At 71.4% G+C, this 26,884-nt stretch carries 24 protein-coding genes, 3 tRNA genes and 1 pseudogene; 6 read left to right on the plus strand and 22 right to left on the minus strand.

All coding sequences use genetic code 11. The features are described 5' to 3' along the window. Nucleotides 1-11: 11 nt before the first annotated feature. The 3 genes and pseudogenes from CHC11_RS18370 to CHC11_RS43895 all read left to right on the plus strand — a co-directional run. Nucleotides 12-2,381 carry a hypothetical protein gene (locus CHC11_RS18370; RefSeq protein ID WP_143227164.1) on the plus strand — a complete coding sequence of 790 codons (2,370 nt, stop codon included), beginning with the start codon at nt 12-14 and terminating at the stop codon, nt 2,379-2,381. 263 nt (nt 2,382-2,644) lie between these two features. Next, nucleotides 2,645-3,037, plus strand: coding sequence for a MerR family transcriptional regulator (locus CHC11_RS42105; protein ID WP_218826140.1), 393 nt, complete (start codon nt 2,645-2,647; stop codon nt 3,035-3,037). Then, nucleotides 3,038-3,334: pseudogene (locus CHC11_RS43895) on the plus strand (TipAS antibiotic-recognition domain-containing protein); the annotation flags it as partial. 96 nt (nt 3,335-3,430) lie between these two features. Here the strand turns inward: CHC11_RS43895 and CHC11_RS18380 are convergent. From CHC11_RS18380 to CHC11_RS18390, 3 genes are all read right to left on the minus strand, one after another. Then, on the minus strand, nt 3,431-3,763 hold the full coding sequence (locus CHC11_RS18380) for a YnfA family protein (RefSeq protein ID WP_089312950.1): 333 nt from the start codon (nt 3,761-3,763) through the stop codon (nt 3,431-3,433). Between the two features lie 13 nt (nt 3,764-3,776). Then, nucleotides 3,777-4,256 (minus strand): MerR family transcriptional regulator, encoded by a 480-nt coding sequence (locus CHC11_RS18385; RefSeq protein WP_089312951.1) that lies wholly within the window; start codon nt 4,254-4,256, stop codon nt 3,777-3,779. Between the two features lie 119 nt (nt 4,257-4,375). After that, nucleotides 4,376-5,515 (minus strand): erythromycin esterase family protein, encoded by a 1,140-nt coding sequence (locus tag CHC11_RS18390; protein WP_089312952.1) that lies wholly within the window; start codon nt 5,513-5,515, stop codon nt 4,376-4,378. Between the two features lie 90 nt (nt 5,516-5,605). On the opposite strand from CHC11_RS18390, the gene CHC11_RS18395 reads away from it, so the two are divergent. Further along, nucleotides 5,606-6,328, plus strand: coding sequence for a TioE family transcriptional regulator (locus tag CHC11_RS18395; protein ID WP_218826151.1), 723 nt, complete (start codon nt 5,606-5,608; stop codon nt 6,326-6,328). On the opposite strand, the gene CHC11_RS18400 is transcribed toward CHC11_RS18395, so the two are convergent. The 10 genes from CHC11_RS18400 to cimA all read right to left on the minus strand — a co-directional run bounded on the left by CHC11_RS18400 (nt 6,231) and on the right by cimA (nt 13,915). Further along, on the minus strand, nt 6,231-6,929 hold the full coding sequence (locus tag CHC11_RS18400; protein ID WP_143227165.1) for a phosphatase PAP2 family protein: 699 nt from the start codon (nt 6,927-6,929) through the stop codon (nt 6,231-6,233). The two genes, CHC11_RS18395 and CHC11_RS18400, sit on opposite strands and share 98 nt — an antisense overlap. Nucleotides 6,930-7,093: 164 nt before the next feature. Continuing rightward, nucleotides 7,094-7,166: transfer RNA gene (locus tag CHC11_RS18405), tRNA-Glu, on the minus strand. 786 nt (nt 7,167-7,952) lie between these two features. Further along, nucleotides 7,953-8,025, minus strand: a tRNA-Glu gene (locus CHC11_RS18410). Nucleotides 8,026-8,049: 24 nt separating this feature from the next. Next, nucleotides 8,050-8,121, minus strand: a tRNA-Gln gene (locus CHC11_RS18415). A 101-nt stretch (nt 8,122-8,222) separates the two neighbouring features. Beyond that, complete coding sequence (locus CHC11_RS18420) at nt 8,223-8,858, minus strand: DUF2461 domain-containing protein (RefSeq protein WP_089312955.1); 636 nt, start codon at nt 8,856-8,858, stop codon at nt 8,223-8,225. 10 nt (nt 8,859-8,868) lie between these two features. Continuing rightward, complete coding sequence (locus CHC11_RS18425) at nt 8,869-9,636, minus strand: fumarylacetoacetate hydrolase family protein (RefSeq protein ID WP_089312956.1); 768 nt, start codon at nt 9,634-9,636, stop codon at nt 8,869-8,871. An 83-nt stretch (nt 9,637-9,719) separates the two neighbouring features. Further along, nucleotides 9,720-11,222 (minus strand): cellulose binding domain-containing protein, encoded by a 1,503-nt coding sequence (locus CHC11_RS18430; RefSeq protein ID WP_143227166.1) that lies wholly within the window; start codon nt 11,220-11,222, stop codon nt 9,720-9,722. A gap of 81 nt (nt 11,223-11,303) precedes the next feature. Further along, the gene (locus CHC11_RS18435; RefSeq protein WP_089312958.1) at nt 11,304-11,672 is read right to left on the minus strand and encodes a hypothetical protein; all 369 of its coding nucleotides are present in this window, start codon (nt 11,670-11,672) and stop codon (nt 11,304-11,306) included. Between the two features lie 350 nt (nt 11,673-12,022). Further along, on the minus strand, nt 12,023-12,301 hold the full coding sequence (locus CHC11_RS18440) for a GNAT family N-acetyltransferase (RefSeq protein WP_089312959.1): 279 nt from the start codon (nt 12,299-12,301) through the stop codon (nt 12,023-12,025). A 36-nt stretch (nt 12,302-12,337) separates the two neighbouring features. After that, nucleotides 12,338-13,915, minus strand: coding sequence for a citramalate synthase (gene cimA, locus CHC11_RS18445; protein WP_089312960.1), 1,578 nt, complete (start codon nt 13,913-13,915; stop codon nt 12,338-12,340). 395 nt (nt 13,916-14,310) lie between these two features. Between cimA and CHC11_RS18450 the strand changes: the two genes are divergently transcribed. Beyond that, nucleotides 14,311-14,550 (plus strand): cold-shock protein, encoded by a 240-nt coding sequence (locus CHC11_RS18450; protein ID WP_089312961.1) that lies wholly within the window; start codon nt 14,311-14,313, stop codon nt 14,548-14,550. A 77-nt stretch (nt 14,551-14,627) separates the two neighbouring features. After that, a complete protein-coding gene (locus CHC11_RS18455) occupies nt 14,628-15,191 on the plus strand; it encodes a hypothetical protein (RefSeq protein ID WP_089312962.1) in 564 nt (187 codons plus the stop codon). A 56-nt stretch (nt 15,192-15,247) separates the two neighbouring features. Here CHC11_RS18455 and CHC11_RS18460 read toward each other — a convergent pair whose 3' ends face one another. From CHC11_RS18460 to CHC11_RS18500, 9 genes are all read right to left on the minus strand, one after another. After that, nucleotides 15,248-16,351 carry a branched-chain amino acid aminotransferase gene (locus CHC11_RS18460; RefSeq protein ID WP_089312963.1) on the minus strand — a complete coding sequence of 368 codons (1,104 nt, stop codon included), beginning with the start codon at nt 16,349-16,351 and terminating at the stop codon, nt 15,248-15,250. Nucleotides 16,352-16,516: 165 nt separating this feature from the next. Then, nucleotides 16,517-17,566, minus strand: a complete 1,050-nt coding sequence (locus tag CHC11_RS18465) for a 3-isopropylmalate dehydrogenase (protein ID WP_089312964.1) — start codon at nt 17,564-17,566, stop codon at nt 16,517-16,519. A 58-nt stretch (nt 17,567-17,624) separates the two neighbouring features. Then, nucleotides 17,625-18,302 (minus strand): (2Fe-2S)-binding protein, encoded by a 678-nt coding sequence (locus CHC11_RS18470; protein WP_089312965.1) that lies wholly within the window; start codon nt 18,300-18,302, stop codon nt 17,625-17,627. A 537-nt stretch (nt 18,303-18,839) separates the two neighbouring features. Continuing rightward, nucleotides 18,840-20,429, minus strand: coding sequence for a phosphoglycerate dehydrogenase (serA, locus tag CHC11_RS18475; RefSeq protein ID WP_089312966.1), 1,590 nt, complete (start codon nt 20,427-20,429; stop codon nt 18,840-18,842). Nucleotides 20,430-20,601: 172 nt separating this feature from the next. Beyond that, on the minus strand, nt 20,602-21,294 hold the full coding sequence (locus tag CHC11_RS18480; RefSeq protein WP_245919389.1) for a thymidylate synthase family protein: 693 nt from the start codon (nt 21,292-21,294) through the stop codon (nt 20,602-20,604). 406 nt (nt 21,295-21,700) lie between these two features. Next, on the minus strand, nt 21,701-23,242 hold the full coding sequence (locus CHC11_RS18485) for a DUF2079 domain-containing protein (RefSeq protein WP_089312967.1): 1,542 nt from the start codon (nt 23,240-23,242) through the stop codon (nt 21,701-21,703). 55 nt (nt 23,243-23,297) lie between these two features. After that, nucleotides 23,298-25,277 carry an FtsX-like permease family protein gene (locus CHC11_RS18490; RefSeq protein ID WP_089312968.1) on the minus strand — a complete coding sequence of 660 codons (1,980 nt, stop codon included), beginning with the start codon at nt 25,275-25,277 and terminating at the stop codon, nt 23,298-23,300. Continuing rightward, nucleotides 25,274-25,990 (minus strand): ABC transporter ATP-binding protein, encoded by a 717-nt coding sequence (locus CHC11_RS18495; protein ID WP_089312969.1) that lies wholly within the window; start codon nt 25,988-25,990, stop codon nt 25,274-25,276. The genes CHC11_RS18490 and CHC11_RS18495 overlap by 4 nt, the downstream gene beginning before the upstream one ends. Further along, nucleotides 25,987-26,592: a PadR family transcriptional regulator gene (locus CHC11_RS18500; protein ID WP_089312970.1), complete on the minus strand. Its 606-nt coding sequence runs from the start codon at nt 26,590-26,592 to the stop codon at nt 25,987-25,989. Before CHC11_RS18500 ends, CHC11_RS18495 begins: the two co-directional genes overlap by 4 nt. Between the last annotated feature and the right edge of the window lie 292 nt (nt 26,593-26,884).

The raw sequence follows: 26,884 nt of genomic DNA on the forward strand, positions 1-26,884 counted from the left end.
AACGGCTACGCGTGGAAGCGTTGCAGCAGATGGCAACGCTAATGCGCCGCTTCGGCTCACACAGGCGGGCTTCACCGCTGATGATGAAGCACATGACTGACCTCGCCTCTAGTCCATCGGCAGCGACCCGAACATCAACGGGATTTAAACCCTTGGACCCGGCATTGAGCCCCGAAGTCTTGGCATGGACGACCGAATTGCGCATAATCTGGCGTGCGGCAGAGATCTCGATCAACCGGTTCGCCAGCCGCTTCCCCGTCGACAAGGGCACCTTGTCACGTTATCTCAACGGCAAGCGCGTCCCCCCGGGTCAGTGGTTCCTCGACGCCCTCTTCACCGTCATGGCCGGGCGGGGGCGGGAGGTCTCCCAAGAAGTCCGCGACCACCTGATCCATTTACAGTTGGACGCGCTACGAAGTGCCCATCCGGGCGAATATCGGGTGCGTCGTGCCAGCGACGAACTAGAGTTGGCCGTCCTCAGACGCGATGCTGCCGAACGTTATGCTCGAAACCTAGAAGAGGAATTGGCGGACCGCATCCGTCAGGTGGAGGAACTCAAAGATCAGAACGGCCGCATGCGGGCGGCCTGGGACGCCGACCGAGCCTCACTGCAGGGCGAGAAAGATCACCTGGATCGTGAGGTCGACAACCTCGCACGCCATCTCAGTCAGGCCCGGGAGCGGGCCATTGAGGCCGAGAACCGCTGCCAGACCCTGGAAAGACTGCTCGACCAACTGGAGAGCCCCTCACTTACTGCTCCAGACGACATCTTGAAAGGTATTGATCTTACTGATCCGATCGCCGTCACCGGCTTGATGGACGCGATGCTGAAGGCGGCCATGTGGGAGCAGGTTGTAGTTCTCGCGGAACATGTGGCATCCGAAGCCTTCGTCCGCGATACCGCGGACGTGGTCTCTCTACTGGAATCAATGCTGAAGGCCGGCACACGAAAGCAGGCGGTAACCCTTGCCAGCCGCGCAGCCATCGACACCCCCGTCTTCTACTCCGCAGATGTGATCCGCCTGCTGGAGGCGATGTTGAACGCGGGCGCACAGGAGCATGCCGCGTCTTATGCGATGCGCGCTGCCACCAATACCCCTGTTCGAGGCGTTCCCGACGCGATCCGTCTCCTAGAGGCGATAGCCCGCACATCGGCACAGGAGCCCGCCGTGTTGTTTGCTGAGCGGGCAGCGGTGGAGACGAAAATCAACTTTACATCCAACCACTCCACGGCTGATCTCATCCGCCTGTTGGAAGCCATGCGAAAAGCGGGTGCCGAGGAGCAGGCGCTACTACTCGCCCAGCAGATAGCCACGCACGCCCCCACCCGCGATGCGAGCACCGCAGCGCGCCTCCTGGACGCCATGTGGAAAATGGGCGCCGAAGAACAAGCACTAGTACTCGCCCAACAGATAGCCACGCACGCCCCCACCCGCGATGCGAGCACCGCAGCGCGCCTCCTGGACGCCATGTGGAAAATGGGCGCCGAAGAACAAGCACTAGTACTCGCCCAACAGATAGCCACCCACACCCCCACCCACGACGCCACTGCCACGGCAGGCCTTCTCACCACGATGTTGGACGCGGGAATGGAACAACACGCCATAACTCTCGCTGGGCGCACGGCGCTCACCGGCTCTGTGCGGGATGTCGCCGCCGCGGTACGCCTGGTGGCCACGATGTTGGACGCGGGGATGGTAGAACACGCCATAACTTTGGCGGGGCGCATTATAGACACCCGGTCGGTGGGGGACGTCGCCGCGACATTGCATCTCTTGGAGTTGCTGCTAGGTGCAAGGGCGCAGAGGCAAGTAGTGATACTCGCGAGCCTTCTTTCCGTCGATTCCCCGATCCGCCACGTCACCGACGTGATCCGCTTCCTCGACACGATGCTTGGGGCTGGAATGCGGGAACAAGCTGAGACGCTGGCCAGGCGGGTTGCCGCTAACGCATCGGTCCGGAAGCCCACGGATGCCGTCCGACTACTGGACGCCATGTTCAATGGGGGTATGTTCGACCAGATCCGCACCCTCTCCGAACGCGTGGCTCGGCGTGTTCCCGTTCGAGATGCGGGGGCGATGGCTCGCCTCCTGGAGGTAATGCACAAGGCCGGTGCGGACAAGCAGGCGACGATGCTCGCTACCCGCATCGCCATCCATGCGCCTATCCGCAGCGCCTCCAGCGTGGCCCATTACATCAACGCAATGCAGATGTCGGGGGCGGATGAACAGGCATTGGCCTTCGCCAGACGAGTAGCCGCCGAAGCTCCCATTCACGACCTGGTCGCCATGGCCAGTTTCCGAGATGCGATCCTTGCTGCAGGAATACCTGAAAAGGCGGTCACGTTCGCTGAGCGAGCGAACGAGTTTCGACGGTCCTGACCTGAGGCGATGCTCACGAAGCCACTCCTCCGGATCCACGCCGCCACGGCTGCTCACTTTCGCTGGGCCGGCGTTACGGCATGGGTTTCGTCCCAGACCACGGCCAGGCGTAGCCGTTCGCCTGGCTGCTGATTCGCGAGTGGGCCGGCATCGAGACAGGCGTGCCTCGCGGGCCCTCCGGCCGCGCCGGCCTCATGGAGCGCTAGATCATCTCAGTGGGGGTTCGGGCTACGTGTCGCGGTGGCCGGGCGTGGAACCCGGAGGTGTTGTTTACGCACCGCTCCCGTAGGTCGTCCGGTTCGGAGCCTTCGTCGGTCGCCCGGCGGACGACCTCGAAGATCGGCCTCGTTCAGCCGAGCGGGCGCACCGTCGCCGGGTACCGGGTGTATTCGGGAGAGGACGTCGCCCGGACGCACCTGGTCTTCGTCTACCGCGAGCTCGGGCTTCCGCTCGCCGAGCGGCCGGTCGCTCGACGACGCGGGCACGGACGCGCACGTCCATTGCGCCACCGGGGGGCGCAGCTCACAGAGCGCATCGCTCGCCTCCAGGAGACGGTGTCGGCAGTCGACCGCTTGATGGAGGCGCCGGCGACGGGCATGCGGCTGAGCCCGGCGGAGCAGATCGCGATCTTCGGGGACGACGGGCGCCCCTCCTGAGTGGAGGAGGCCGGGCAGCGCTGGGACGACAGCGCGCGGTGGGCGCAGTACGCCGAGCGGGCGGCCGGGATGACCCCCGAGGACTGGAAAGAGGTCACGGCGGAGATGAAAGCGCTCGAAGCCGACCTCGCCGCCGCGAAGGAGGCCGGTGTCGCGCCCGGCTCAGCCGAGGCGAGCGTCCTCGCCGAGCGGCACCGCGCGCTGCTCTCGCGGTATTTCGACTGCACGCCCTCTATACAGGTCTGCCTCGGCCGGACGTTCGGCACCGACCCCCGCTTCGCCGAGCACTACGACGCGTCCGCGTTCGGCCTGGGGGGCCTGGCTGCGCGACGTGATCTTCGCGAACGCGGGGGCCCGCGGCGTGGGCCCGCGGGCCGCGACGTGGGAGTGGGGTCAGCCGCGCGGGGCGTACATGATGACCAGGACGCCGAGGACGCAGACGGCCGCGCCGGCCACGTCCCAGCGGTCGGGACGGAAACCGTCCACGACCATGCCCCAGGCCAGGGACCCCGCGACGAACACGCCCCCGTAGGCGGCCAGGACGCGGCCGAAGTGGGCGTCGGGCTGGAAGGTCGCGACGAACCCGTACAGGCCGAGGGCGACGAGGCCCGCGCCGATCCACCAGCCGCCCCGGTGCTCGCGGACGCCCTGCCAGATCATCCAGGCGCCGCCGATCTCCGCGACCGCGGCGAGGGCGAACAGGACCAGGGAGCGGGCGATCGTCATACGGGAACGGTACTCATGTGCGGGAACGCTCCGGCGCGGCCCCGGGACCCGCGAGCCCGGCGAACGGCAGCGGGCAGTACGGCTCCCCCGCGCAGGCGATCAGGTCGTCGCAGCCGGCGTCGAGAGCGCCCCGGAGCGCGGACCGGATGACCTCCAGGTCGCCGATGCGCCGCTCCACCTCCTCCAGCTTCGCGCGGGCCCGGGCGGCGAGCCCGGCGTCGCGGCGGCCGTGCCGGTGCCGCGCGGCGTCCAGCAGCCCGGAGACCTCCTCCAGGGTGAACCCGAGCCGCTGCGCCGTCTTGATCACGCGCAGGACCGTGACGGCCTCGGCCGGGTAGAGCCGGTGCCCGCCCAGCGTCCGTGCGGGCTCGGCCAGCAGCCCCCGCCGCTCGTAGTAGCGCAGCGTCTGCGGGTTCACCCCGGCCGCCTCCGCGACCTGACCGGATCGCAGCCCCTCGTACCCGCCGCCCACGGCGATCGGTGTCTCGGCCATCCCTGCTCCTCGTCCTAGCCGCCCACGTTCCGACGGTAAGCCTGTACCTCGCTCCCGGTTGCAACCCCGCAGGCCGCCGAGAGCATCCCGCCGCCGGTGGCCGCGTGGCGGCGGGACGTTCAGACGGTCGCGCCGTCGCTGATGTGCAGGACCGCGTCGGCCGTGTCGAGGACCGCCTGGTCGAGGGGGAAGTAGCCCTGCTCGGGGATCGCGTCGGCGCGCCGCCGGGCGGACGGGACCGCGGCGGCCGGCGTCAGGCCCCAGGTGGTGATGCGGCCCTGCATGCCGCCCTCGAAGGTGTCCGGCTCCGGCTCCCCGAGCTTGATCGTTTCGCTGCGGCCCAGGCTGCCGGCGACGAAGACGTACCGCTCGTCCAGCAGGGACGCGAGGATGGCGCCGGTGCCGAACCAGGTCAGCTCCAGGTCCGCCATGCGCATGAGGCTCGGGTTGCGCTGCAGGTGGGTGTTGTGCGCGAAGACGAACGTCGGGCCGCGCCGGTCCTCGGCGTTCCGGATGGCCAGGAGGTTCTGGGCCATGAGCGCGTCCCGGGCCGCCGCCAGGCGCGAGATGCGCGCGTCCCGATCCAGGCGCTGGGTCGCCCGCTTGTGGTACCGCAGCAGGCCGAGGCCGGCGGTGAGGTGGATCTCGGCCCTGGACCATTCTGATCGCGACGTCGCCGCGATCAGTTTCGGGGCCCGCTCGTAGAGCGCGGTGAGCATGTCGTCGGCGATCGTCCGCAGCTTTCCGGCCTCGGGCGTCGCGCCGATCGACATGGCCGGGTCCATGACCGCCTCCGCGCGGCTCCACCGCCGGTCGTCGCCGGCGAGGGCCGCGATGTCGAGGTCGAGTCCCATGTAGTCGCGGGCGTGTTCGAGATAGGCGCGCGGGCTGGGGGCGCTGAGGGTCTCCATCGGAGCGTCGAAGCCGTGGAAGGCCAGCCGCTCGTGCGAGGGACGGCCCTCGTTGTACTCACGCATCCAGGCGACCAGCCGCCGGTTGGCGTCCACGTCTCCCCAGCCGTGCGAGAAGCCTTCGCTCATCACCGCGTCGAGGCTTCCCTTCCCTTCCCGGACGTAGTCGTCGACGGCGAGTGCGGCCACCCGGTCGGTCTCCATGGCGATCGACCGGAAGCCGTTGTCGGCCAGCCGTGCGAACAAGTCGTTGCGGATCCGCCCGAAGGACGGTTCCCGGTGCGTCGGCTCGCCGAACGCCAGCAGGTCACATGAAGCGGTCACGAAGTCGCGAATGTCTTGACTCATGTGGTGAAATCGTATCGTTGAAAAAACGGTTGATACTTTTCCGCCTGTGACCGTCCATCATCCCTCCCAAGTCTCAAAGCGGTGATCACCCTGCGACCGTCCGACCTCGCGCGGGAGCACGGCCTCTCGGCGCAGGCCGTGCGCAACTACGAGCGCGACGGGTTCCTCCCGCCCGCGGAGCGCACGCCCACCGGCTACCGGATCTACACCGAGGTGCACGCGGCCGCCCTGCGCGCCTTCCTCGCCCTCGTCCCGGCGTACGGGCACGCGGCAGGCGGCCGGATCATGAACGCGGTCCACGACGGCGACCTCGACGACGCCCTGCTGGTCATCGACCGCGGCCACGAGCAGGTGCTCCGCGACCGCGAGACGCTCGCGGCGGTGAAGAACGCGGTGGACCATCTGCTGGCGGAGCCCGGTATCGAGCGGCCGGACGCCCCCGGGCCGCGGACGATCGGCGAGCTCGCCCACCGGCTCGACGTCACGCCCGCGACGCTGCGCAACTGGGAAGGCTCCGGCATCCTCGTCCCCGCTCGGGACCCGGCGACCGGCTACCGCGTCTTCCGCGCGAGCGACGTCCGCGACGCCGAGCTCGCCCACCTCCTCAGGCGCGGCGGCTACCCGCTGGAGCACATCGCCATGGTGGTCCGGCAGGTGCGGACGGCGGGCGGCACCGGGCCCCTGGCCGAGGCGCTGGACGACTGGCGGCGCAGGCTCACCACGCGGGGCCGCGCCATGCTCGACGCGTCCGGCCGGCTGAGCCTTTATCTGAGCGTTCTCGACCGCGCCGGATGGCGAAGGGTTCCAGGATGAGCAGGCCCTGCAGCAGGACGGGGCCGAGGGCGAGGCTGAACAGGCAGTCGGTGAGCCAGTGCTTGTCGACCACCGTGAGGGCCACCGCCGTCACCGTCCCCGTCACCGTGGCGATGTCGCGGCGGCGGCGCGGCGGCAGGGCCCCGGATGACGCGGGGAACGCGACGGCCACCAGTTCGAGGATGATCCAGACGAGCACGATCCCGTTGAGGGTGTGGCCGGACGGGTAGGCGTCACTGCGGACGAACAGCACATCGGTGTCGCTGATCGGGAACGTCCGGGGGATCGCCGCCTTCAGCAGCACCTGCAGCAGCGAGAGGACGCCCACGATCAGCACGCTCGCCAGCGGGTACCGCATCGAACGGGCCCGCAACGCGGCGATGACCGAGAGCGGGACGATGACTCTCGCCAGGTGGCCCCGCTGGCCGAGGGTCGTGAAGACGTCCACGGCCGTGAGCCGCCGGCCCTGGACTTGCGCGTCGCTCCAGTCGTGGACGACGTGGTCGAGGTGGCGGAGCGGACCGTTCAGCAGGACGTCCGCCGTGACCAGCACCATGGCCGCCATCAGCACCGCGTACCAGCCCTTGGACCCCCACCTCACGGCCGGAACATTCCCCGGCCCGCGCCGGAAGCACCCTCATCAGGACGTCAGGATGGCGCGCCCCGTGAAGGAGCACATCGAACCGCTGGTGAAGCGCTGAAAGTGCTCTTCGTAGAACCTGTACGAAGAGGGGACGCACAGAACCGCGTCCTGGATCTGCCAGGTACCCCCGAGCGGATTCGAACCGCCGTTACCGCCTTGAGAGGGCGGCGTCCTAGGCCACTAGACGACGGGGGCAGGACCATGACCTTCGCGGTCTCCCGCGCGGCCTCGCCTAGCTTACCGGAACCCGGCGCCCACCTCGAACCGGTTTCGACCGCCCACAGGCCCAGACACCCCCGCCAGAGGGCGCCACAACCGCGCGACCGCGTCCCTCGGTCGCCCCCCGGTCCGCCTGAGCGAGCGCTGCGGCCTCTCGCGCCCACCTCCGCGACGACCACAAGCCTGGATCCGCCACGACAGGAAGTCAGCGACCCGGGCGCTGGACATGCTGTCCAGCCGGGCGAACCGCAGCTGGGCGAGGAAGGGATCCAGCATCCGACACACCGCGAATGACCCGAATTCGGCCAACGCACGACACAAAGAAACCGCACGAACGCCGGCAGAAGAAATGCCTCTTGGACGTCACAGAATGAAACCCTCCAGGCGCACGCCCCGCCACGTGGGGGGTTCCAGGGGGTCGCCCCCTGGGAAGACACTGCGGGCCCCGGCGAAGGTGAGCCGGAGGCTCAACGAGCAGGGAAGACCGCTACGTCGGGGTTCCAGGGGGTCGCCCCCTGGGAAGACACTGCGGGCCCCGGCGAAGGTGAGCCGGGGGCTCAACGAGCAGGGAAGACCGCTACGTCGGGGTTCCAGGGGGTCGCCCCCTGGGAAGACACTGCGGGCCCCGGCGAAGGTGAGCCGGAGGCTCAACGAGCAGGGAAGACCGCCACGTCGGGGTTCCAGGGGGTCGCCCCCTGGGAAGACACTGCGGGCCCCGGCGAAGGTGAGCCGGAGGCTCAACGAGCAGGGAAGACCGCCACGTACCCCCGAGCGGATTCGAACCGCCGTTACCGCCTTGAGAGGGCGGCGTCCTAGGCCACTAGACGACGGGGGCGTGTGTCCGCCTGGGCGGACGCAGCTGGGGTACCAGGACTCGAACCTAGACTAAGTGAACCAGAATCACTCGTGCTGCCGATTACACCATACCCCAGAGAGGTACGCGCTCCCGAGCCGTTTCCGGCTGGTCGCTCGCGCCTCGATGAGAATACAGGACAGCGGGAGTTGGGCCAAAACGATTGGCCGACCGGAGGGTCAGCGCGTGAAGTCGGGCGGTCCGATGTGGTCGTGGCCCCAGGCCACGAGGGGGCGGAGGCGACGCCAGGACGCGCGGACCCGGGCGATGACCTCGTCGGGGTCGGACATCCACGGGTCGGCGGGCCAGCCCTCCCTGGCGTAGAGGGAGCGGTGCCGCAGGAGGTCCAGCCGGGGGTGACCGGGGTCGGTGCCGCGCGGGCGGGTCTTGAGGCGGTCGCCGGCGATCTCCATGCCGGCGGCGCGGAGGCCGTCCACGATGGCCTGCAGTTCGGCGCCGTAGACGTCGGAGGCGGCGGCTTCGCGGTAGCGGCGGAGCTGGTCGGGGGTCGGGGCGTACATGCCGCCCGCGACCATGAGCCCGTCCGCGTCGACCTGGAGGTAGAAGCCTTCGCCGGTGTGGCCGCCCTGATGGGTCTTGTACGGCGACTTGTCCTTACTGAACCGGACGTCGCGGTACGGGCGGAAGAGCTTCACGGCGCCGAACTCGTCTTCGAGTTCGGCGCACAGCTCGCTCAGAGGGTCCCGCACGTGGCGCTCGTAAACGACCTTGTGGGACGTCCAGTAGGTCTTGCTGTTGTCGGCCTGCAAGCCCTCGTAGAAGGCGAAGGCCTCGTCGCTGAAGCCGGTGAACACCTGGGCCCCCTCAGTCGCGGGCGATGACCCGGTTGGTGAGGCTGCCGATGTTCTCCACGGTGACGGTGACCTCGTCCCCGATGTCCAGGGGGCCGACGCCGGCGGGGGTGCCGGTCAGGATGACGTCGCCGGGCAGCAGCGTCATGACCTGGCTGACGTACTGGACCAGTGTGGGGATGTCGTGCAGCAGCAGGGACGTGCGGGCCTCCTGCCGGACCTCCCCGTTGACGGTCGTGGAGATCGCCAGGTCGGCGGGGTCGATCTCGGTCTCGATCCACGGGCCGATCGGGCAGAACGTGTCGAAGCCCTTGGCCCGCGTCCACTGCCCGTCCTTCGCCTGGAGGTCGCGGGCGGTGACGTCGTTGGCGCAGGTGTAGCCGAGGATGACGTCGGCGGCGCGGGACGCCGGGACCTCGCGGCACATCCGGCCGATGACGACGGCGAGCTCGCCCTCGTGGTCGACGCGCTCGGACAGCTTCTGCGGGTACGCGATCGCCTCTCCCGGGCCGATCACGGCGGTGGACGGCTTGGAGAACAGCACCGGCTCGGCGGGCGGCTCGTCCCCGCCCATCTCGCGGACGTGGTCGGCGTAGTTCTTCCCGATCGCGATGATCTTGCTGGGCAGGATCGGCGCGAGCAGCCGGACGTCGGCGAGCGGGAGGCGCTGCCCGGTGAAGGTCAGCTCCCCGAAGGGGTGGGCCGCGATGACGGCGACGGTGTTCTCCTCCACCACACCGAAGGACATGCCGTCGTCGGTGGAGAATCTGGCGATACGCATGGTCAAAGCCTAGTACGCCGACCAGAAGCCGCAGCCCGGCCGGTCGGTCCCGGGCTCTGCCGTCCGGCCGCGGGCGCGGGCGGTCAGAAGCCGCAGGCCCTGCCGTTCAGCTCGCAGGACTTCGGGGTGGACGCCGCTCCGGCCGCGCCGAACTGGATGTCCCACGTCGCGCCGGGCTGGATCGCGGGGACGCCGTCCAGGTTCCTGATCTCGACGGTGGAGCCGCCGTGCACGAGCCGGGCGCCCCAGATGTTCTTCACGTCCGCGCCCGGGGCCTTGAACGTCACCTTCCACGCCTTCAGGGGCTTCTTGGTGCGGTTCGTGATGACCATCTTGCCCTCGAAGTACCCGCTGTCCTGCTGGACGAGCTGGTACGTGATGCCCTTGCCCTGCACGAGCGGCCCGATCGGGGCGGTGGTCACCGGAGGCGGGGCGCCGGGCTGCACGCCCGGCTGCTGCCCGCCGGGCGGCTGGTTCGTGGGGACCCCGGACTGCGGGGGCGTCGCGGGCGCGCCGCCCCCGGGCGAGGGCGCGCCGGGTGACGCGGGTGTCGCGCCGCCGCCCTCCGTCGCCGGAGTGCTCCCCGCCGGGGACGCCTGGGGTGCGGTCTTGCCCCCCGACTCGGAGCCGCGGCCGAGCAGCAGCACCACGACGCCGACCAGGACGAGGACCACCACCAGGGCGATCAGCAGGATGAGGATCACCGGCCGCCGCGAGCGGGACGGCGGTGGCCCGGCGGGCGGCCCGCCGGGCAGCCCGCCGGACGGCGAGACCATCGCGGGCGGCGGCATCGGCGGGACGGTCGCCTCGTGGTGCGGGGGCATCGTGCTCTGGGCGGGAGGCGGGGCCCCGGGCATCCCGTAGGCGAACGCCGGGCCGCTCCCCGCCCGGTTCGCCGCCTCCTCCCCGGAGGCGAACTGCTCCGTCCACGGCGCCTCGGCCGGCATCGGGGCGGCCGCCTGGGCGGCCACCTGCGCGGGCGGCGCCTGCTCCGAAGGCGGCATCTGCTCAGGGAAGGGCGCCGGCTCCGGAACGCGCTCCTGGTAAGGAGCGGGAGGCTGGGCGTACACCGGCGCCGGGTTCGCGCCGTGCTCGAAGGCGGCCGGCTGCGCCGGTGGCGGGACGGCCGGAGCCGCCTGGGGCGGGACGACCGGAGCGGGCTTGGAGGGCTGCTCCATGGGGATGTCTGCGAAGGTGACCGGTGCCTGAAACGCGGTCATGTCCAGCTCGTCCACGGTGTCCGCGGGCGGCTGCTTCTGGAAGGCGATGTCGGGCGGGCCGTCCTGGAGCGTCGTGTCGAAGTCGTCCTCCGGCTCGTCGCCCGAGCCGTCCTGGTACGTCGTCTCCAGATCGTCTTCAGGGTCGTCGGAGGGGAGGTCCTGGAACCCCACGCCGTACGCCTGGGGGACGTCGTGGGTCGTGGCGTCCCCGTCGAAGAGGTCGTCCACCAGATCGTCGTCGACGGCCGGTTCGGCCGCCGTCCCCGGCAGGGCCGGCTCTCCGGGCGCCGCGGACTTCCTGGTGACGCCGAACTCGGCGGTCGTCTTGTGGTCCGGGGGCACGTACCCGGAGTCCTCGCCGCTCAACTCGTCCACCTTCCACTGACACCGATCTCATGGAGTCCGACGACCGGCGCGACGGATCGGTTCACCACCCGCCCGAAGGCGTCAGCCGGCGGGGGCAGGTTCGAGTCCGCGGCGCGCGGCCTGCCGCATCTGCCGGTTGAGCGTAGCGGTGATCAGCTCGATCGCGTCGGGAGTCGTGGCGTCCTGCGCGCCGCTGAGCCACCGGGTCGCCTCCGCCAGCAGCTCGTCGGCCGCGTGGTCGGCTCCGGCGTCGGCCATCCGTCCGAGGACGGCGCCGAGGCGCAGCGCGGCGTCGGCGCTCCCGGACTCGGCCGCCCGCCGGTACCAGCCGGCCGCCTGCTCCAGACGACCCTCGCGCTCGTACGTCTCGCCGAGGCCGAACGCCATGTCGGCCCAGGTCCCGTTCGTGGGACGCCCGAGGTCCGCGGGGCTCCAGGGGCGGACAGGCATTCGATCACTCCGGCAGTTCGGGTCGTAGGGATGTCGGGTCACGGGGGCAAGGCACGGGGCACTGTCTACCGGGCATTGTCTTACCGGGCATTGTCTTACGGGACACTGTCTTACCGGGCACTGTCTTACAGGACACTGTCTTTCGGGGACACGGCGCGCGGAAGCCTCGCACGTGCCGTGCACGCTCCCATAGTGGATCCTTCAACTGAAATCCGCTACCGGTTTCGCCGCTTTGACGAACTTTCTGCGTGACCGTACCGATACTCACGGAAAGATGCTCGTTCATTCGAACGAGCGGGATGACTCCCCGCATATCCGCGAGCACCGGCCCGACACACCCGGCTGCACCGCTAACGCACCAGATCATGGTAATCCGGGTGCTTGCCGATCCACTTCTTGATGAACGGGCACAGCGGGACGACCGACAGGCCCTTGGATCGGACGTCGTCCAGCGCGCCGCGGGCCAGCGCGCTTCCGACGCCCTTGCCCTCGAACGCCGAGTCGACCTCGGTGTGGGTGAAGACGACGGCGCCCTCGCCCCGCTCGTACTCGGCGAACCCGGCGAGGTCTCCGTCCAGCCTGATCTCGTACCGGCCCTGCTCGGCGTTGTCGGTGATCTCAGTGCTCATGCCCTGATAATGCCCGCGCAGGCGAGGAGATTCCCCTCAGCCCGCCTCGTATCCGGCGCGGAGCAGGCAGTAGGTGACGGCCTCCTCCAGGGCCTGCCAGGACGCGGCGATGACGTTGTCCTCGACGCCGACGGTCCCCCACTCGCGCTCGCCGTCGCTGGACTCGACGAGGACCCGGGTCCGCGCGTCGGTACCGTGCGCGCCCTCCAGGATGCGGACCTTGTAGTCGACCAGTTCCAGCCGCGCCAGCTCCGGGTAGAGGCGGCCGAGCGCGATCCGCAGCGCGTTGTCGAGGGCGTTGACGGGGCCGTTGCCCTCGCCCGTCGCGATGATCCGCTCGCCCTTGGCGTGCAGCTTGACGGTGGCCTCGCTGACCATGGACCCGTCCGGGCGGCGCTCCACGATCGACCGCCACGACTCGACCTCGAAGTGCCGCTGCCGGACGCCGGTCAGCTCCTCGCGCAGCAGCAGCTCGAACGAGGCGTCCGCGGCCTCGAAGGTGTAGCCGGTGGACTCCAGCTCCTTCACCCTGTCCACGACGGCCTTCGCCTTCTCGCCGGACAGGTCGTAGCCGAGCTCGCGGCCCTTCAGCTCGACCGACGCGCGCCCGGCCATGCTGGACACCAGCATCCGCATGTCGTTGCCGACGGCCGCCGGGTCGATGTGCTGGTACAGGTCGGGGTCGATCTTGACGGCGGACGCGTGCAGCCCGGCCTTGTGGGCGAACGCGGACACGCCCACGTACGGCTGCTGCGAGCTCGGCGCGACGTTGGTGACCTCGGAGACGGCGTGCGCGATCCGCGTCATCTCGGCGAGCTGGGCGTCGGAGACGAGGCTCATGCCGCGCTTGAGCTGGAGGTTCCCGACGACGGTGAACAGATTGGCGTTGCCGCTGCGCTCGCCGTACCCGTTCGCGCAGCCCTGGACGTGCGTCGCGCCCGCCCGGACGGCGGCGAGCGTGTTGGCGACGGCGCAGCCGGAGTCGTCGTGGCAGTGGATGCCGACGCGGACGCCGTGGCCGACGACCTCGTGCACGACCTCGGCCAGCTCGTCCGGCAGCATGCCGCCGTTGGTGTCGCAGAGCGCGACGACGTCGGCGCCGGCCTCGGCTGCGGTGCGGACCGCCTCCAGCGCGTAGGCGCGGTTGGCCTTGTGGCCGTCGAAGAAGTGCTCGGCGTCCAGGAAGACCCGTTGGCCCTCCGCACGCAGGTGGGAGACCGTGTCGCGGATCATCGCGAGGTTCTCCTCCAGGGTGGTGCGGAGGGCCAGCTCGACGTGCCTGTCGTGACTCTTGGCGACCAGGGTCACGACGGACGCGCCGGAGTCGCGCAGGGCGGCGACCTGGGGGTCGTCGGCCGCCTTCACCCCGGCCCGGCGGGTCGCGCCGAACGCGGTGAGCTGCGCGTGCCTCAGGTCGAGCTCTGTTCGAGCCCGCCTGAAGAACTCGGTGTCCTTGGGGTTGGCGCCCGGCCAGCCGCCCTCGATGAAGCCGACGCCCAGGTCGTCCAGATGCCGCGCGACCGCGAGCTTGTCGGGCACGGAGAGGTTGAGCCCCTCCTGCTGCGAGCCGTCGCGCAGGGTGGTGTCGTAGACGTGGAACGCGTCGCCTTGCATGTGAGAACCCCCAGGGGGATCAGCGCCAGGACACAAAAAAGACCCCTCACGGACGTGAGAGGTCTGCGCGCCGGCGTTGTCCCGTTAGCTGCCGGCGCGCCAGCCGATAATCACGAGGCTGTGGCGCATGATGCGCCCAGTCTGCCACACCGCCCGCGGATCTGGGACATCCGTCTCACACTCTGGGACGTCGCCCGCCGGACCCGCCCCCGCGCCGGCGGCCGCCCACCACCGAAAAGCCATATCGCGCTTTTCTCCACTTGGAGTTCATTGCACAATAAAAAACGATTACCAAGCAAAATTTCAAGGCCATACATTTGTCACCTCGAAATGCACTTGCGCTTGCACGGTAAAACGAAGAATGATCGCACTGTCCGCCGGAGGAAGGGGATCCGATGAGCGGCGAACCGGTCCAGGGGACGGTGGCGTCCTGGGACGACGAGGCCGGCTGGGGGGTGCTGGTCTCACCCGACGTGCCCGGCGAGGTCTGGGCGCACTTCTCGGCCGTACGCGCCGAACCGGGCGCCTTCGCCTCCCTCGATCCGGGCGAGAGCGTGCTCTTCACCTGGGAGGAGGCCGAACAGGACGGCTACGCCTACCGCGCGCTGGACGTGCGGTCGGCCGGCCGCGGCTGAGCACCGGGACGGCGGGCTGATCACGGCCGTCCACCCGCCGTGGGGGACGGCGAACCTTTTCGAAGGGAATTCCTGGAATGCGCATGCACTCATTCGGCCGGACCGCGGCCGCCTCCGGAACGGCCCTGGTGATGGCGCTCGGCATCGCGCCCGCCGCGACCGCCGCGACCGCCGTCGACCGCCCGGAACGCGCCGCACCCATCCATTACTACGTGTTCACACCACGGAACCAGTCCTTCGCCTACCACGACTCGGTCGGCACGTTCCGCGCGCAGGTGAAGCTGGCCGGGCCGCACTCCAGGCGATACCCGATGCCGTGGATGTTCCAGATCACCAGCGCGAAGCTGCGGGCGATCGCGCGCGGCAACGCCGTCTGCACGGCGACCGGGCTGAACGGCCGGTACCACGACCGGCACGTCATCCCCGTCGGCTACGTCTGGCACTCCACCGTCGCACCGCACCGCGCCCGGAAGGTGTACACGCTCTCGGGCACCTGCACCTTCGCGGTGCAGGTCGGCGGCCGGCCCGGCCGCGCCTTCGTCGGCTTCTCGTTCCACTACGCCGTCAACCCGTTCTCGCGGGGCGCCGGCCCGGCGAACAAGGGTCCGGTCGTCAAGACCTCGGTGCACATCCGGCGCTGAGCGGCCCGGCCCGGCGGCGCGCCTCGCCTGCGAGCGCGCGCCGCCGGCGCCGCCGATCAGACGATCTTGTGGACCCAGCCGTAGGGGTCCGGACGGGTGCCGTACTGGATGCCGACCAGCTCCTGGCGCAGCCGCATCGAGATCTCCCCGGGCTCGCCGTCGCCGATCGTCCACTCGCGGTCGCGGCCCTTGACCCGGCCGACCGGGCTGATGATCGCGGCGGTGCCGCAGCCGAACACCTCGGTGATCTCGCCGGAGGCGCAGCCCGCCTCCCACTCGTCGATGCTGATCTTGCCCTCCTCGGTGGGGACGCCGAGGTCGGGCGCCAGCTTGAGCATCGAGTCGCGGGTGACGCCGGCGAGCAGGGTGCCGGTGAGCGCGGGGGTGAGGAGCCGGGCCCGCGCGCCGGAACCGTAGACGAACATGAGGTTCATCGAGCCGACCTCCTCGACCCAGCGGTGCTCCACCGCGTCGAGCCAGACGACCTGGTCGCAGCCCTGCGCGACGGCCTCGGCCTGGCCGGCGAACGACGCGGCGTAGTTGCCGCCGAACTTGGCCTCCCCGGTGCCGCCGGGCGCCGCGCGGGTGTAGTCCTGCGACAGCCACACCGAGACGGGCTTGATGCCGCGCGGGTAGTAGAGGCCGGACGGGGACGCGATGACCATGAAGAGGAACTCGTTGGCCGGGCTGTTGACGCCGAGCGCGCGGGTGGTGGCGAACATGAAGGGCCGCAGGTAGAGGCTGTGCCCCTCGGTGTCGGGCACCCAGTCCTTGTCGGTGCGGACGAGCAGCTCGACGGCGTCCACGAACAGTTGCTCGGGGATCTCCGGCATCGCCATCCGCCTGGCGGACCGGTTCATCCGCGCCGCGTTCATGTACGGCCGGAAGGTGACGACCGAGCCGTCCGGCTGCCTGTAGGCCTTGAGACCCTCGAAGAGCTCCTGGGCGTAGTGGAACACCTGCGAGGCCGGGTCCATCGGGATCGGCCCGTAGGGTTCGAGCTTCGCGTCGTGCCAGCCGCGATCGGCCGAGTACCGGATCGTGACCATGTGGTCGGTGAAGTGCCGGCCGAAACCGGGATCAGCCATGATCCGCGCGCGGTCCTCGGCGGTCGCGGGCCGCTCGGTGCGCGTGATCTCGAATTCCAGGGTGTCGCTCATCGCGGTCTCGTCCTCTCGCGGATCGCCCAGGCGGCCCCATCGCCGCAGCGGCTTCCTAGTCCCCATTGTCCTACTTCGTCTAGACCTGCTCCTCCATGCGCGGCGCATACGGAAAACCGGGCGCGCCGCGAGGGCACGCCCGGTCTGGCCGGAGGCGGCGTGCCCCTAGCCGGATACTCGCTTGGCGATCGCGTCGCCGACCTGGGACGTGGACCGGGCGCCCAGCGCGGCGCGCTCGGCCAGGTCGTCCGAGACGGCCTGCTCGACGCGGCGGGCGGCGTCGCCCTCGCCGACGTGGTCGAGCAGCATGGCGACCGACAGGATCGTGGCGGTCGGGTCGGCCTTGCCCTGCCCCGCGATGTCGGGGGCGCTGCCGTGCACCGGCTCGAACATCGACGGCGCGGTGCGGTCGGGGTTGACGTTCCCGGACGCGGCGAGCCCGATGCCGCCGGCGATCGCGGCGCCGATGTCGGTGATGATGTCGCCGAACAGGTTGTCGGTGACGATCACGTCGTACCGCCGCGGCTGGCTCACGAAGAACATCGTGGCCGCGTCCACATGGCAGTAGTCGGTCGTGACCTGCGGGTACTCCTCGGCGACCCGCTTCAGGGTCCGCTGGTAGAGGTCCCCGGCGAAGGTGAGCACGTTGTCCTTGTGGACGAGCGTGAGCTGCTTGCGCGGCCGCGACGCCGCGACCTCGAACGCGTACCGGACGACGCGCTCGACGCCGTGGGCGGTGTTGACGCTCTCCTGCGTGGCGACCTCGTGGGGCGTGCCCTTGCGCAGGACGCCCCCGACGCCGGTGTACGGGCCCTCGGTGCCCTCGCGCACGACGACCATGTCGATGTCGTCCGGGGTCACGCCGGCCAGCGGGGTGCCGACGCCCGGGAACAGCTTCACCGGGCGCAGGTTGACGTAGTGGTCGAGCTCGAACCGGGTCCGCAGCAGCAGCCCGCGCTCCAGGGTGCCGCTCGGCACGCTCGGGTCGCCGACGGCGCCGAGCAGGATGACCTCCTGCTCGCGCAGCTCGTCCAGGACCGAGTCGGGCAGCGTCTCCCCCGTCCGGTGCCAACGGGCGGCGCCCAGGTCGTAGGAGGTCTGCTCGAACGTGAGGTCGCCGGACACGGCGTCGAGGACCTTCAGTCCCTCGGCGACGACCTCGGGGCCGATCCCGTCACCCGGGATGACGGCCAGACGAATGCTGCGCGAAGCCATGCGCGCACTCTACTCCAAACGTCTCAGTGCTTGGGCTTCCGTCTCACATCGCGGGCATTCAACGCACGAGCCCGCAGTCGCCGCACATACCGCCACCAGGGACGCGGTAGTACAGGCAGCAGTTGTTCCGGACGAACCCGCGCGGCCCGAAAGAGCCGGCCCCGGTCAGCGGTTCGCGTGCGAGCAACGCCCGCACGATCGCGGCCCGCCCGGGATCGGCGGGCCCGACGTTCAGGCTCCCGGCGAGAGCCGAGGCGGCGTTGCCCCAGACCAGCCCGTCCGCGAGCTTGACGAAGCCCAGCATCGCCTCCCGCAGCGGCCGCAGCAGCCCGTCCACGACCATGGGATGGATGATCTCGACGGCCTCGGCCGCGCTCCCCACCCGCCACCCGCGGACCTCGGCGAGCCCCAGCATGATCGGATCACCCGGAGCCCCCCGCCAGCGCACCCCCGAAAGATCGGGGACGACCCCGAGCGCCGCCGCCGCGACGACCGGCGACCACACCCGCGCCGCAAGCCCCTGGAAGAGCAGCGAGGCCGCCACCCGGGTCTCATCCGTCCCGAGCCGGCCGGCATGGTCGCGGGCGATCTCCCGCAGCCGCCCGGCATCCCCAGGAAACGCCCCCCACGCAGAATCGCCGGAGACACCCTCCGTGACGAGCTCGAAGTAGGGCCCAGCCCCCGCGACGCGCCGCAGCACGCCTGAAACCTCGAAGCCACTGACCTCGCCCGTCACTCCACCCATGCTATTTGCCGTGCTCATGGCAGTGCCCTGGGCACAGCAGTGAGCCGCAGGGCGAGCCGGAGCGAGGCCGGCGATCGCCCCGCTTCTTCGGCGGTGGAGGAACGCCGGACCCGAAGGAGGTGAAGATCAATCGGCTCGTCTGTCCAGGGCCGTCTGCAGGGCCCGGGCGGCTTCTTCCTGGGCGTCTTCGGCGGGGGCGTTGTTCTGGATGTCGTTCATGATGGTTGCTCCGATCGCTCAGCTGATGACCAGAGGGGCCGTCGCCGGAGGGCCGTGGTTCGCACGGTCCGGCGGGGGCATCGGACTCATGGCCGGGCAGAGCCTCCGCAGCGGGTGCCGGCCTGCCGATGATCAGGCCCCGCTGCGGCAGCGAAGGATTACCACGAAGCGCCGCATGACTACTGCGAGGCTACCCCCGGTCCGGCGGGTTGTCCCGATCCGTGGCTCAAAATCTCGGCATATGAGATGGCGGGCGTCCGGCCCATGGCCGGACGCCCGCCCGAAGCTCAGCCGTGCTGACGGCGCCGGTCAGCCTTCCAGGTCGACGCGGCGGCCCATGTCGGCGCCCACCTCGCGGGTGATGGCGTCGACGAGCTGGGGCGCGATGGCGGAGTCGACGGTGAGCGCGATGAGCGCCTTGCCACCCTTGGCGTCACGGCCGACCTGCATGCCGGCGATGTTGACCTGCTCGTCGCCGAGCAGCTTGCCGACCGCGCCGACGATGCCGGGGCGGTCGACGTAGGAGAAGAACGCCATGTGCTCGGTCGGGACGAGCTCCATGTTGTAGCCGTTGATCTCGATGATCCGCTCGGCGTGCTTGGGTCCGGTGAGGGTGCCCGACACCGACACGACGGAGCCGTCGGACATCGTGCCGCGCACCTGCACGACGTTGCGCCAGTCGGGGCTGTCCTCGCTGGTGGTGAGGGTGACCTCGACGCCGCGGTCGCGGGCCAGCAGCGGCGCGTTGACGAAGGTCACGGCCTCCTCGATGACGTCCACGAAGACGCCCTTGAGCGCGGCCAGCTCCAGCACCTTGACGTCGTGCTCGGCGATCTCGCCGCGGACCACCACGTCCAGCCGGACGGGGACGCCGCCGGCGAGGGAGGTGAAGATGCGGCCGAGCTTCTCGGCGAGCGGCAGGCCGGGCTTGACGTCCTCGGCGACGGCGCCGCCCTGCACGTTCACCGCGTCCGGGACGAACTCGCCGGACAGCGCGAGCTTCACCGAGCGGGCGACCTGGGTGCCCGCCTTCTCCTGCGCCTCGTGGGTGCTGGCGCCGAGGTGCGGGGTGACGACGACGCTGTCGTGGTGGAACAGCGGGCTCTCGGTGCACGGCTCGGTGCTGAACACGTCGATGCCGGCGCCGGCGACGCGGCCGTCCTTGAGCGCGAGGTCGAGGGCCGCCTCGTCGACGATGCCGCCGCGGGCGGCGTTGACGATGCGCACGGACGGCTTGACCTGCTGCAGCTCGCGGTCGCCGATGAGGCCGAGGGTCTCGGGGGTCTTCGGCAGGTGGACGGTGATGAAGTCGCTCTCGCGGAGCAGTTCGTCGAGGGTGACGAGCTGCACGCCGAGCTGCGCGGCGCGGGCGGCCTGGACGTAGGGGTCGAACGCGACCACGTTCATGTCGAAGGCGGCGAGGCGCTGGGCGACGAGGACGCCGATGCGGCCGAGGCCGAGCACGCCGACGGTCTTGCCCTGGAGCTCGACGCCGGTGTACTTGGAGCGCTTCCACTCGCCTTGCTTGAGCGCGGAGTGGCCCTGCGGCACGTTCCGGGCGGTGGCCAGGAGCAGCGCGATCGCGTGCTCGGCGGCGGTGACGATGTTGGAGGTGGGCGCGTTGACGACCATGACGCCGGCCTTGGTGGCGGCCTCCACGTCGACGTTGTCGAGGCCGACGCCGGCCCGGGCGACGACCCGGAGCTTCTTGGCGTGCTGGAACACCTCGGCGGTGACCTTGGTGGCGCTGCGGACGATCAGGGCGTCCACGTCGGCGACGGCGGGCAGCAGCTGGTCCTTGTCGCTGCCGTCGACCTGGCGGACGTCGTAGTCGGCCTCCAGGACGGCGATGCCGGCCGGGGAGAGTTCTTCTGCGACGAGGACGACGAGCTTGCTCAAGTGAAAACAGTCCTTCGAAAAAGTAGATGTCCGTGTGCTGTGCAGGTGAAGTCGCGAGTCACCTCGTCGTGCCCTCGCCCCCTCCGGTGAGTGTATAACCCGCCGGAGGCGGCGGTTCGCGGCAGGGAAAGACCCGCCAGTAACTCCGGTTCGTCCCGCAGCGCCGGTTTCGTCAGGCGGCGTTCGGCTCCGGCACCGAGGCCAGCACCGAGGCGACCCGCTCGGCGTCGCCGATGTGCACGTGCGGGACGTCCACGAACACCCGCAGCGGTCCGGGCGGCAGCCCCAGCTCGTCGGCGACCCGGACCTGCACCTCGCGGAGCGGGATGTAGGCCAGGTAGGCGCGGTGGACGTTCTGCGACCGGAACATCGCCGTCATGATCAGCCGGTAGCCGCGGATGCGGAACGACAGCGCGGTCAGCGCCGGCAGCCCGTCGGCCGGCTCGCCGGGGATCGTCAGCGAGATCCACGCGCTGGTGGTCCACGGCCTCGCGCGCAGCAGGTCCACCACCCACCGGACCTGGTCGTGGCCCTGCAGGTCGTGCAGCCGCGGCCAGAACCGCCCGCGGACGACCCCGCGGGTGCGCTCCTGCGCCCTGCGGACGAGCCGCGCCCGGTCGCCGTACTCGCGCAGGATCGGGTCCTCCCAGCTCAGGGAGCAGATCTCGAACAGCAGCGGGGGCCCCTCGATGATGGGCCCGCCGTCCTCCAGCCCCGCCTCCCCGGCCGCCCACACGTGCCGCAGGACGCCGATCCACGCCCGCCCGCACGTCTCGAAGCGCCTAACGTCCTTGTCCGCCCGCCCCGGCGTGTCCGCCCGCCCCGGCGTGTCCGCCCGCCCCGGCATGTCCTCCCGCCCCGGCATGTCACGGCTCCTCGCCGTGATCGGTTCCCCGGTCCGCCGCGCGGATCATCGGAGATCCACCAGCTCGTCGCATTGCCCGCCGGGCGAGGAATTCCGGGCCACCGCCCACCCGTGCCCTCGCCTCGCCGCCGTTCAGCCTCACACCGCTCATGCCACGCCCCAAGGCCCGCTCCGGCCGAGGTCGCGGGGTGTTCGCGCGGGTTCTCCCGCGCCGACCGCGGTCGTAACGGCTTTCTTCAAGTATCTGGCAAAGTACCCAGAAAGGATAGGGATGATTGGCCGGGCGGCGCCTTCACTGGAATTCTTACCCGTGCGACGATGATCGGTCATCGGACAATCCGTCCAAAAGCCGCGTTTCGCCTTATCAGCGGTTCCCTTACCGGATCCGCCCTCCCGAGGACCCGCCTCACCAGGGGTCGGGGACGTCCCGGTGCAGCACGACGTAACCGTCCCTCCGGAAGACCTCCCGGTACCCCTCCGCCTTCAGCCCCTCGACCCTCCGCCGCTGCTCGGCGGGCGAACCGAAGGGGAACTCCAACCGCTCCACCTGGGCGATCACCCAGGGCGCGCCGTGCGAGCGGTCGTCCCACAGCAGCACGCGGGCGCGGGACGTCAGCGCCGGGCCGAGGCCGTTGGCGGCCTCGACGAGCGCGCCGTCCGGGATGCGCGCGACGGCCGCGGACGCCGCCCGGGCCCGCTCGTTCGGCCGCCACAGCGCGGGATCGGCCAGGTGGCGGTAGGCGAAGAACGGCACGCACGCGACCGTGACCGCGAGGATTCCCGCCATCGGCGCGGCGGACGGCAGCCGTCCCAGACCGCCTCGTGCGAACCGGGCCCGGCCGCGCAGCCGCGTCGCGCCGTCCGCCGCCGCCAGGACGAGCACGGCGACGATGAAGGCGTTGTAGTGGTAATGCGGTTCCCACCAGTTGCCGAACCGGCTGGCGAGCATCCGCTCGGCGAGCAGCGGGACGGCGGTGAGGGTCAGCGGGGACGCCAGCGGAAGAAGGAGCAGCGGGAGCAGCACCAGGGCCATGGTGAGCAGCTTCTGCGGCGGAGTTCCGAGGACGCTGGCGACGTCCCACGGGTGGGTGACGGCGTGCACCGCCGCGTGGGGAAGGTCGGGGCCGAGCGCCCCGTACGCCCAGTAGTAGTCGTTGTCCCCGCCGAACGCCGCGATGGCCACGCGGGAGCAGGCCCAGGTCGCGGCCAGCCCCACCGCGACGTAGGCCAGGCCCGTCCGCCGGTCGCCCGGCGGCAGGACGCCGCGCAGGCCCCGCCGCCCGCCTCCGGCGGGACGGGTGAGCAGGTAGAGGCCGAAGCCCGCGAGCAGCAGCCCCATGTCCTCCTTGACCAGCAGCAGGGCGAACGCGGCGGCGGCCGCCTGGAGCCGCCGCCCCGCGTCGTGCCGCTCGACCAGCAGCGCCGACAGCAGCGGCACGAAGGCGACCTCGTGGAAGTCGAAGGCGAGCGCCTCGGCGATCGGCCAGGACAGCGCGTAGGCGCCCGCGGCGCAGTAGGCGGCGCGGGCGCCGAGCCTGCGCTCGGTGTACCGCCAGATCGGCGGGATCGCGAGCGCGAGCAGGACGGCCTGCGCGACCAGCAGGGTCGCCGGGCCGTCGTGGACGCGGTAGAGCGGAGCGAGCAGCGCGAGGATCGGCGAGAAGTGGTCGCCGAGGATCGAGAAGTCCGGGCCGAAGTCGTTGTGGACGCCCTTGACGATGGCGACGGGCGCGCCGAACCGGCTGTAGGACCGGATCGCCTGGTCGAAGATCACCAGGTCGTAGCTGCCCGTCCGGAAGGCGCGCAGCCGCATCAGCGAGTACGCCCCGTAGAGCAGCGCGCTCGCCGCGACCAGCGCCGTCAGGGCGGCGCGCCGGCGCCGGGCGGCGCCCCCGCGGCCTGCGGCGGAGCCGCCGGCCGGTCCCTGCACCGCAGTCGCCTCGACCACGCGCCGGACGCTATCACCAGCGGCGGCGCGTGGCCGAGCGGCTCGGCGGGCTCCGCTAACCCGGGGTGCGCCGGGCCGGGAGGCGGCCGCCGGTCACCGCGCCGGTGGCGCAGGCCGCGACGAGCGGGACGCCGACCGCGAGCGCCAGCAGGAGCAGCCACGGGACGTCGACGATCGTGCCGTGCGGGGCGGCGCCGGTCTCCTCCACGCTGTCGGTGAGCGGGCGCGTCACCGCGAGGCCGGGGACGAGCCCGCCGGCGATGCCGAGCCAGCAGCCGAGCGCGGCGATGAAGGCGCCCCGGCCCATCGTCAGCAGCCGGCCGGTGCGGGGCCGGGCGCCGACGGCGCGCAGGGTGGCCATGTCGGGACGGGCGTCGGCGGCGGCGAGCCCGGTGGCGATCAGGGTGGCGCCGAGCGCCAGGACGGCCGCGGCCGCGCCGAGCGCCAGCGTGATCCTGCCGAACGACTCGGTGAAGCCCCGCTCGACGTGGACGGCGCTGGAGTCGTGGCCGAAGGTCCCCATGGTCTTGGTCAGCCGGGTCTCCTCGGCCTCGGTGACCCGGTGGTCGGCGCGGTCCACCCCGTACGCCTCCGTTCGGATGCGCACGCCGCCCTTCGCGGCGAGGTCCTCCGCGGCCTTCGGCGGGACGATCGCGCGCACGTGCGGGTCCCCCTCGGCGGCGACGGCCGGCAGGTCCTTGATGGTCGCGAGCGTGTGCCGGCGGTCGTCGTCCCAGTAGGTCACGTCGGCGGTGACCGTGCCGCGGTCGAGCGGGCGCACCCGGAACAGGACGATCTTGCCCGCGGCCAGCGCCGAGGACACCGCGGGATCGTCGCGGCCGAGCAGCAGCCGGGCCTCCCGGGGGCCGCCGACCACGGTCTGCAGGATCTCGGCGGAGGCCGTCCCGTCCGGCTTGGCGGAGAAGGACAAACTAGGGCATTTCGATGTGTCCTCGAACAGGCAGACCCCGTCCGGTCCGGGCAGGGTGCGCAGCGGGATGACGGGCACGCCCGGCAGGTCGCGCTGGACGGCGGCCGCGGCGGCGCCGTCGTTCCCGTCCTGCGGCAGCCGGATCAGCGCCGAGCCGTGCGGCAGTTGCGCCTGGTACTCCACCTGCCGCTGCCGGTAGTCGCTGACGCCCCCGATGGCCAGCGCGGTGACGCCCGCCACGGCCGCCATGATCGCGGCGACCGCGGGCGCGGTGCGGGCCCGGTTGCGGGCGCCGTCCCGGACGGCGAGGCGCAGCGGCAGCGGGAGCCGCGGCGCGAGCCGCCCGGTCGCCCCGACGATCCAGGGGGAGGCGAGCACGAGGCCGACGATGATCGCCGCGGCGCCGAGCGCGGCGCCGAACTCGCGCAGCGCCCGGACGCCCTCCAGCGACGTCGCCAGGCCCGCCAGGACGAGGAGGCCGCCGGCGATCGGCAGGCCGCGCCGCGCCGGGCCGGGCGGTTCGCGGCGCCCGGCGAGGGCGGCGACGACGTCCATCCGGCCCGCCTGGCACGCGGGCACCAGGGCGGCGAGCAGGCCGCTGCCCGCGCCGAGCAGCATCGTCACGGCGACCATGGTCCACGGCACGGTGAACGGGCCGTACCCGCCCGGTCCGCCCGCGGCCCGCGCGACGACGGCCGCGGCGGCGATGCCGAGCCCGGCCCCGGCCACCGCGGCGGTCCCGCCGAGGAGCAGGCCGCTCGCCAGGACGACGGCGCGCAGATGCCGGCCCGCGCCGCCCGACGCCGCGACGAGCGCGAGGTCGCGGCGCCGCCGCCGGACGTCCACCATGAACGCCGGCCCGGCGAGCAGGACGACCTCCAGCGCGACCATCGCGATGATCATCGCGAGCACGGCCGACTCGGCGCCGCTCGGGGCGCCGGACCCCCCCTCCTCGATCCCCGCCGCGGAGGTCGAGCGCAGCACGGCCAGGGCGACGACGACGCCGATCGGCAGGCCGATCATGGACAGCACGAGCGCCGTGCGGCCCTTGGCGCGCAGCGCGTCCTGGCGGGCCATGCGCAGCGCGAAGACGTAGCGGTTCACAGCTTCTCCTGCAGGAGGCTCTCGGGGCCGGTCGGGCGGGGCGTGGCGTCGACGATCCGGCCGTCGCGCAGGAACACGATCCGGTCCGCCCAGGCGGCGTGCCGCGACTCGTGCGTGACCATCAGGCAGGACGCGCCCGCGTCGCAGCGGGCCCGCAGGACGCGCAGGACGTCCTCGCCGGTGTGGCTGTCGAGCGCCCCGGTGGGCTCGTCGGCCAGGACGAGCCGCCGCTCGCCGACCAGCGCGCGGGCGATCGCGACGCGCTGCTGCTGGCCGCCGGACATCTCGTCGGGGAACCGGTCGGCCAGCTCGGCGACGCCGACCTCCGCGAGCGCCTCCCGCGCCTCCCTGCGGGCCGTGCGGGCGCGGGCGCCGTCCAGCTCGCGCGGCAGCATGACGTTCTCGCACGCGGTGAGGCTCGGGATGAGGTTGAGGTCCTGGAAGACGTAGCCGACGCCGCGGCGGCGCAGCGCGGCCCGCCCGGCCCGGCCGAGCCCGCCGAGGTCGGCGCCGTCCACCAGGACCTGCCCGGCCGTGGGACGGTCGAGCCCGCCGGCCAGCGCCAGCAGGGTCGACTTGCCGGAGCCGGACGGGCCCATCACGGCGACGAACTCGCCCGCCTGAACGTCCAGCGTCACCTCGCGCAGCGCGTGGACGAGGGACGGGCCGGCGCCGTGGTCGCGGGACACCACCCGCATCGCCAGCGCGCTCATCGCCGCGCCTCCTCGTCGGCCGGAGCGGCCGCCTCGCCCGGGGCGGACGGTGCTGCGGGGGCGGACGGCGCAGCGGGCTCGGCGCGGCGGACGTAGGCCTCGCAGTGGTCCAGCCAGCGGACCTCGGCCTCCGCCTGGAAGATCATGGATTCCAGGACCAGCCGCCACGCGCGGTCGCCCTGGTCGGCGGGGACGGCGGGCGCGTCGGCCTTGAGGCGGGTGAGGTCCTGCAGGGTGCGCAGCGTGGCGGTGCGCTGGGTCTGGACGACGTGCGCGGCGTCGACGCCGGGCGTGGTGACGGCCATCGCCAGCTTGATCGCCAGCTCGTCGCGGGGCCGGTCGGATCGGGCGACGGGGGTCGAGAACCACCGCCGCACGTCCTCCTCCCCCGCCGGGCTGATCCGGTAGACGAACCGGCCCTCGTCGTCGGCGCCGACGCGCGTGACGAGCTCGTCGCGTTCGAGGCGGGACAGGGTGGAGTAGACCTGGCCGATGTTGAGCGGCCAGGTGGCGCCGGTGGACGACTCGAACTCGGCGCGCAGCTGGTAGCCGTAGCGGGGCCCCTGGGAGAGCAGGGCCAGCAGACCGTGACGGATGGACATGCCTACCAAGTATGCATACCGAGTATGCGCCAGGCAATACCGAGTATGCATCCGAGGAGACGCACCGTCCGGCATTCGCCGTGGCCGACGGAGCGGGGCCTTGACGCTGAGCGCGGCCTCCCCCCGCGCGTCGAGTCCGGCCGGACGTTCGTCGACGTCATCCTGCGAGGACGCGCGTCCGGCAGAGAGCACAGCCCGCGTCGCATCGCGGCAGGATCCGCTTCCGCCGCCGAGCACGCGAGCCCGCGCGTGGAGCCTGCACCCCCCGGACATGCGAAAGCGCGGGGACCGT

Source organism: Actinomadura mexicana (assembly GCF_900188105.1).
In the GTDB taxonomy this organism is placed as follows: Bacteria; Actinomycetota; Actinomycetes; order Streptosporangiales; family Streptosporangiaceae; genus Spirillospora; species Spirillospora mexicana.

What these genes read in the sequence shown, in the direction of transcription:
- CHC11_RS18380 (WP_089312950.1), bottom strand. Translation starts at nt 3,763, where the DNA reads ATGACGATCGCCCGCTCCCTGGTCCTGTTCGCCCTCGCCGCGGTCGCG.
- CHC11_RS18385 (WP_089312951.1), bottom strand. Translation starts at nt 4,256, where the DNA reads ATGGCCGAGACACCGATCGCCGTGGGCGGCGGGTACGAGGGGCTGCGA.
- CHC11_RS18390 (WP_089312952.1), bottom strand. Translation starts at nt 5,515, where the DNA reads ATGAGTCAAGACATTCGCGACTTCGTGACCGCTTCATGTGACCTGCTG.
- CHC11_RS18425 (WP_089312956.1), bottom strand. Translation starts at nt 9,636, where the DNA reads ATGCGTATCGCCAGATTCTCCACCGACGACGGCATGTCCTTCGGTGTG.
- CHC11_RS18435 (WP_089312958.1), bottom strand. Translation starts at nt 11,672, where the DNA reads ATGCCTGTCCGCCCCTGGAGCCCCGCGGACCTCGGGCGTCCCACGAAC.
- CHC11_RS18440 (WP_089312959.1), bottom strand. Translation starts at nt 12,301, where the DNA reads ATGAGCACTGAGATCACCGACAACGCCGAGCAGGGCCGGTACGAGATC.
- cimA (WP_089312960.1), bottom strand. Translation starts at nt 13,915, where the DNA reads ATGCAAGGCGACGCGTTCCACGTCTACGACACCACCCTGCGCGACGGC.
- CHC11_RS18450 (WP_089312961.1), top strand. Translation starts at nt 14,311, where the DNA reads ATGAGCGGCGAACCGGTCCAGGGGACGGTGGCGTCCTGGGACGACGAG.
- CHC11_RS18455 (WP_089312962.1), top strand. Translation starts at nt 14,628, where the DNA reads ATGCGCATGCACTCATTCGGCCGGACCGCGGCCGCCTCCGGAACGGCC.
- CHC11_RS18460 (WP_089312963.1), bottom strand. Translation starts at nt 16,351, where the DNA reads ATGAGCGACACCCTGGAATTCGAGATCACGCGCACCGAGCGGCCCGCG.
- CHC11_RS18465 (WP_089312964.1), bottom strand. Translation starts at nt 17,566, where the DNA reads ATGGCTTCGCGCAGCATTCGTCTGGCCGTCATCCCGGGTGACGGGATC.
- CHC11_RS18480 (WP_245919389.1), bottom strand. Translation starts at nt 21,294, where the DNA reads ATGCCGGGGCGGGAGGACATGCCGGGGCGGGCGGACACGCCGGGGCGG.
- CHC11_RS18495 (WP_089312969.1), bottom strand. Translation starts at nt 25,990, where the DNA reads ATGAGCGCGCTGGCGATGCGGGTGGTGTCCCGCGACCACGGCGCCGGC.
- CHC11_RS18500 (WP_089312970.1), bottom strand. Translation starts at nt 26,592, where the DNA reads ATGTCCATCCGTCACGGTCTGCTGGCCCTGCTCTCCCAGGGGCCCCGC.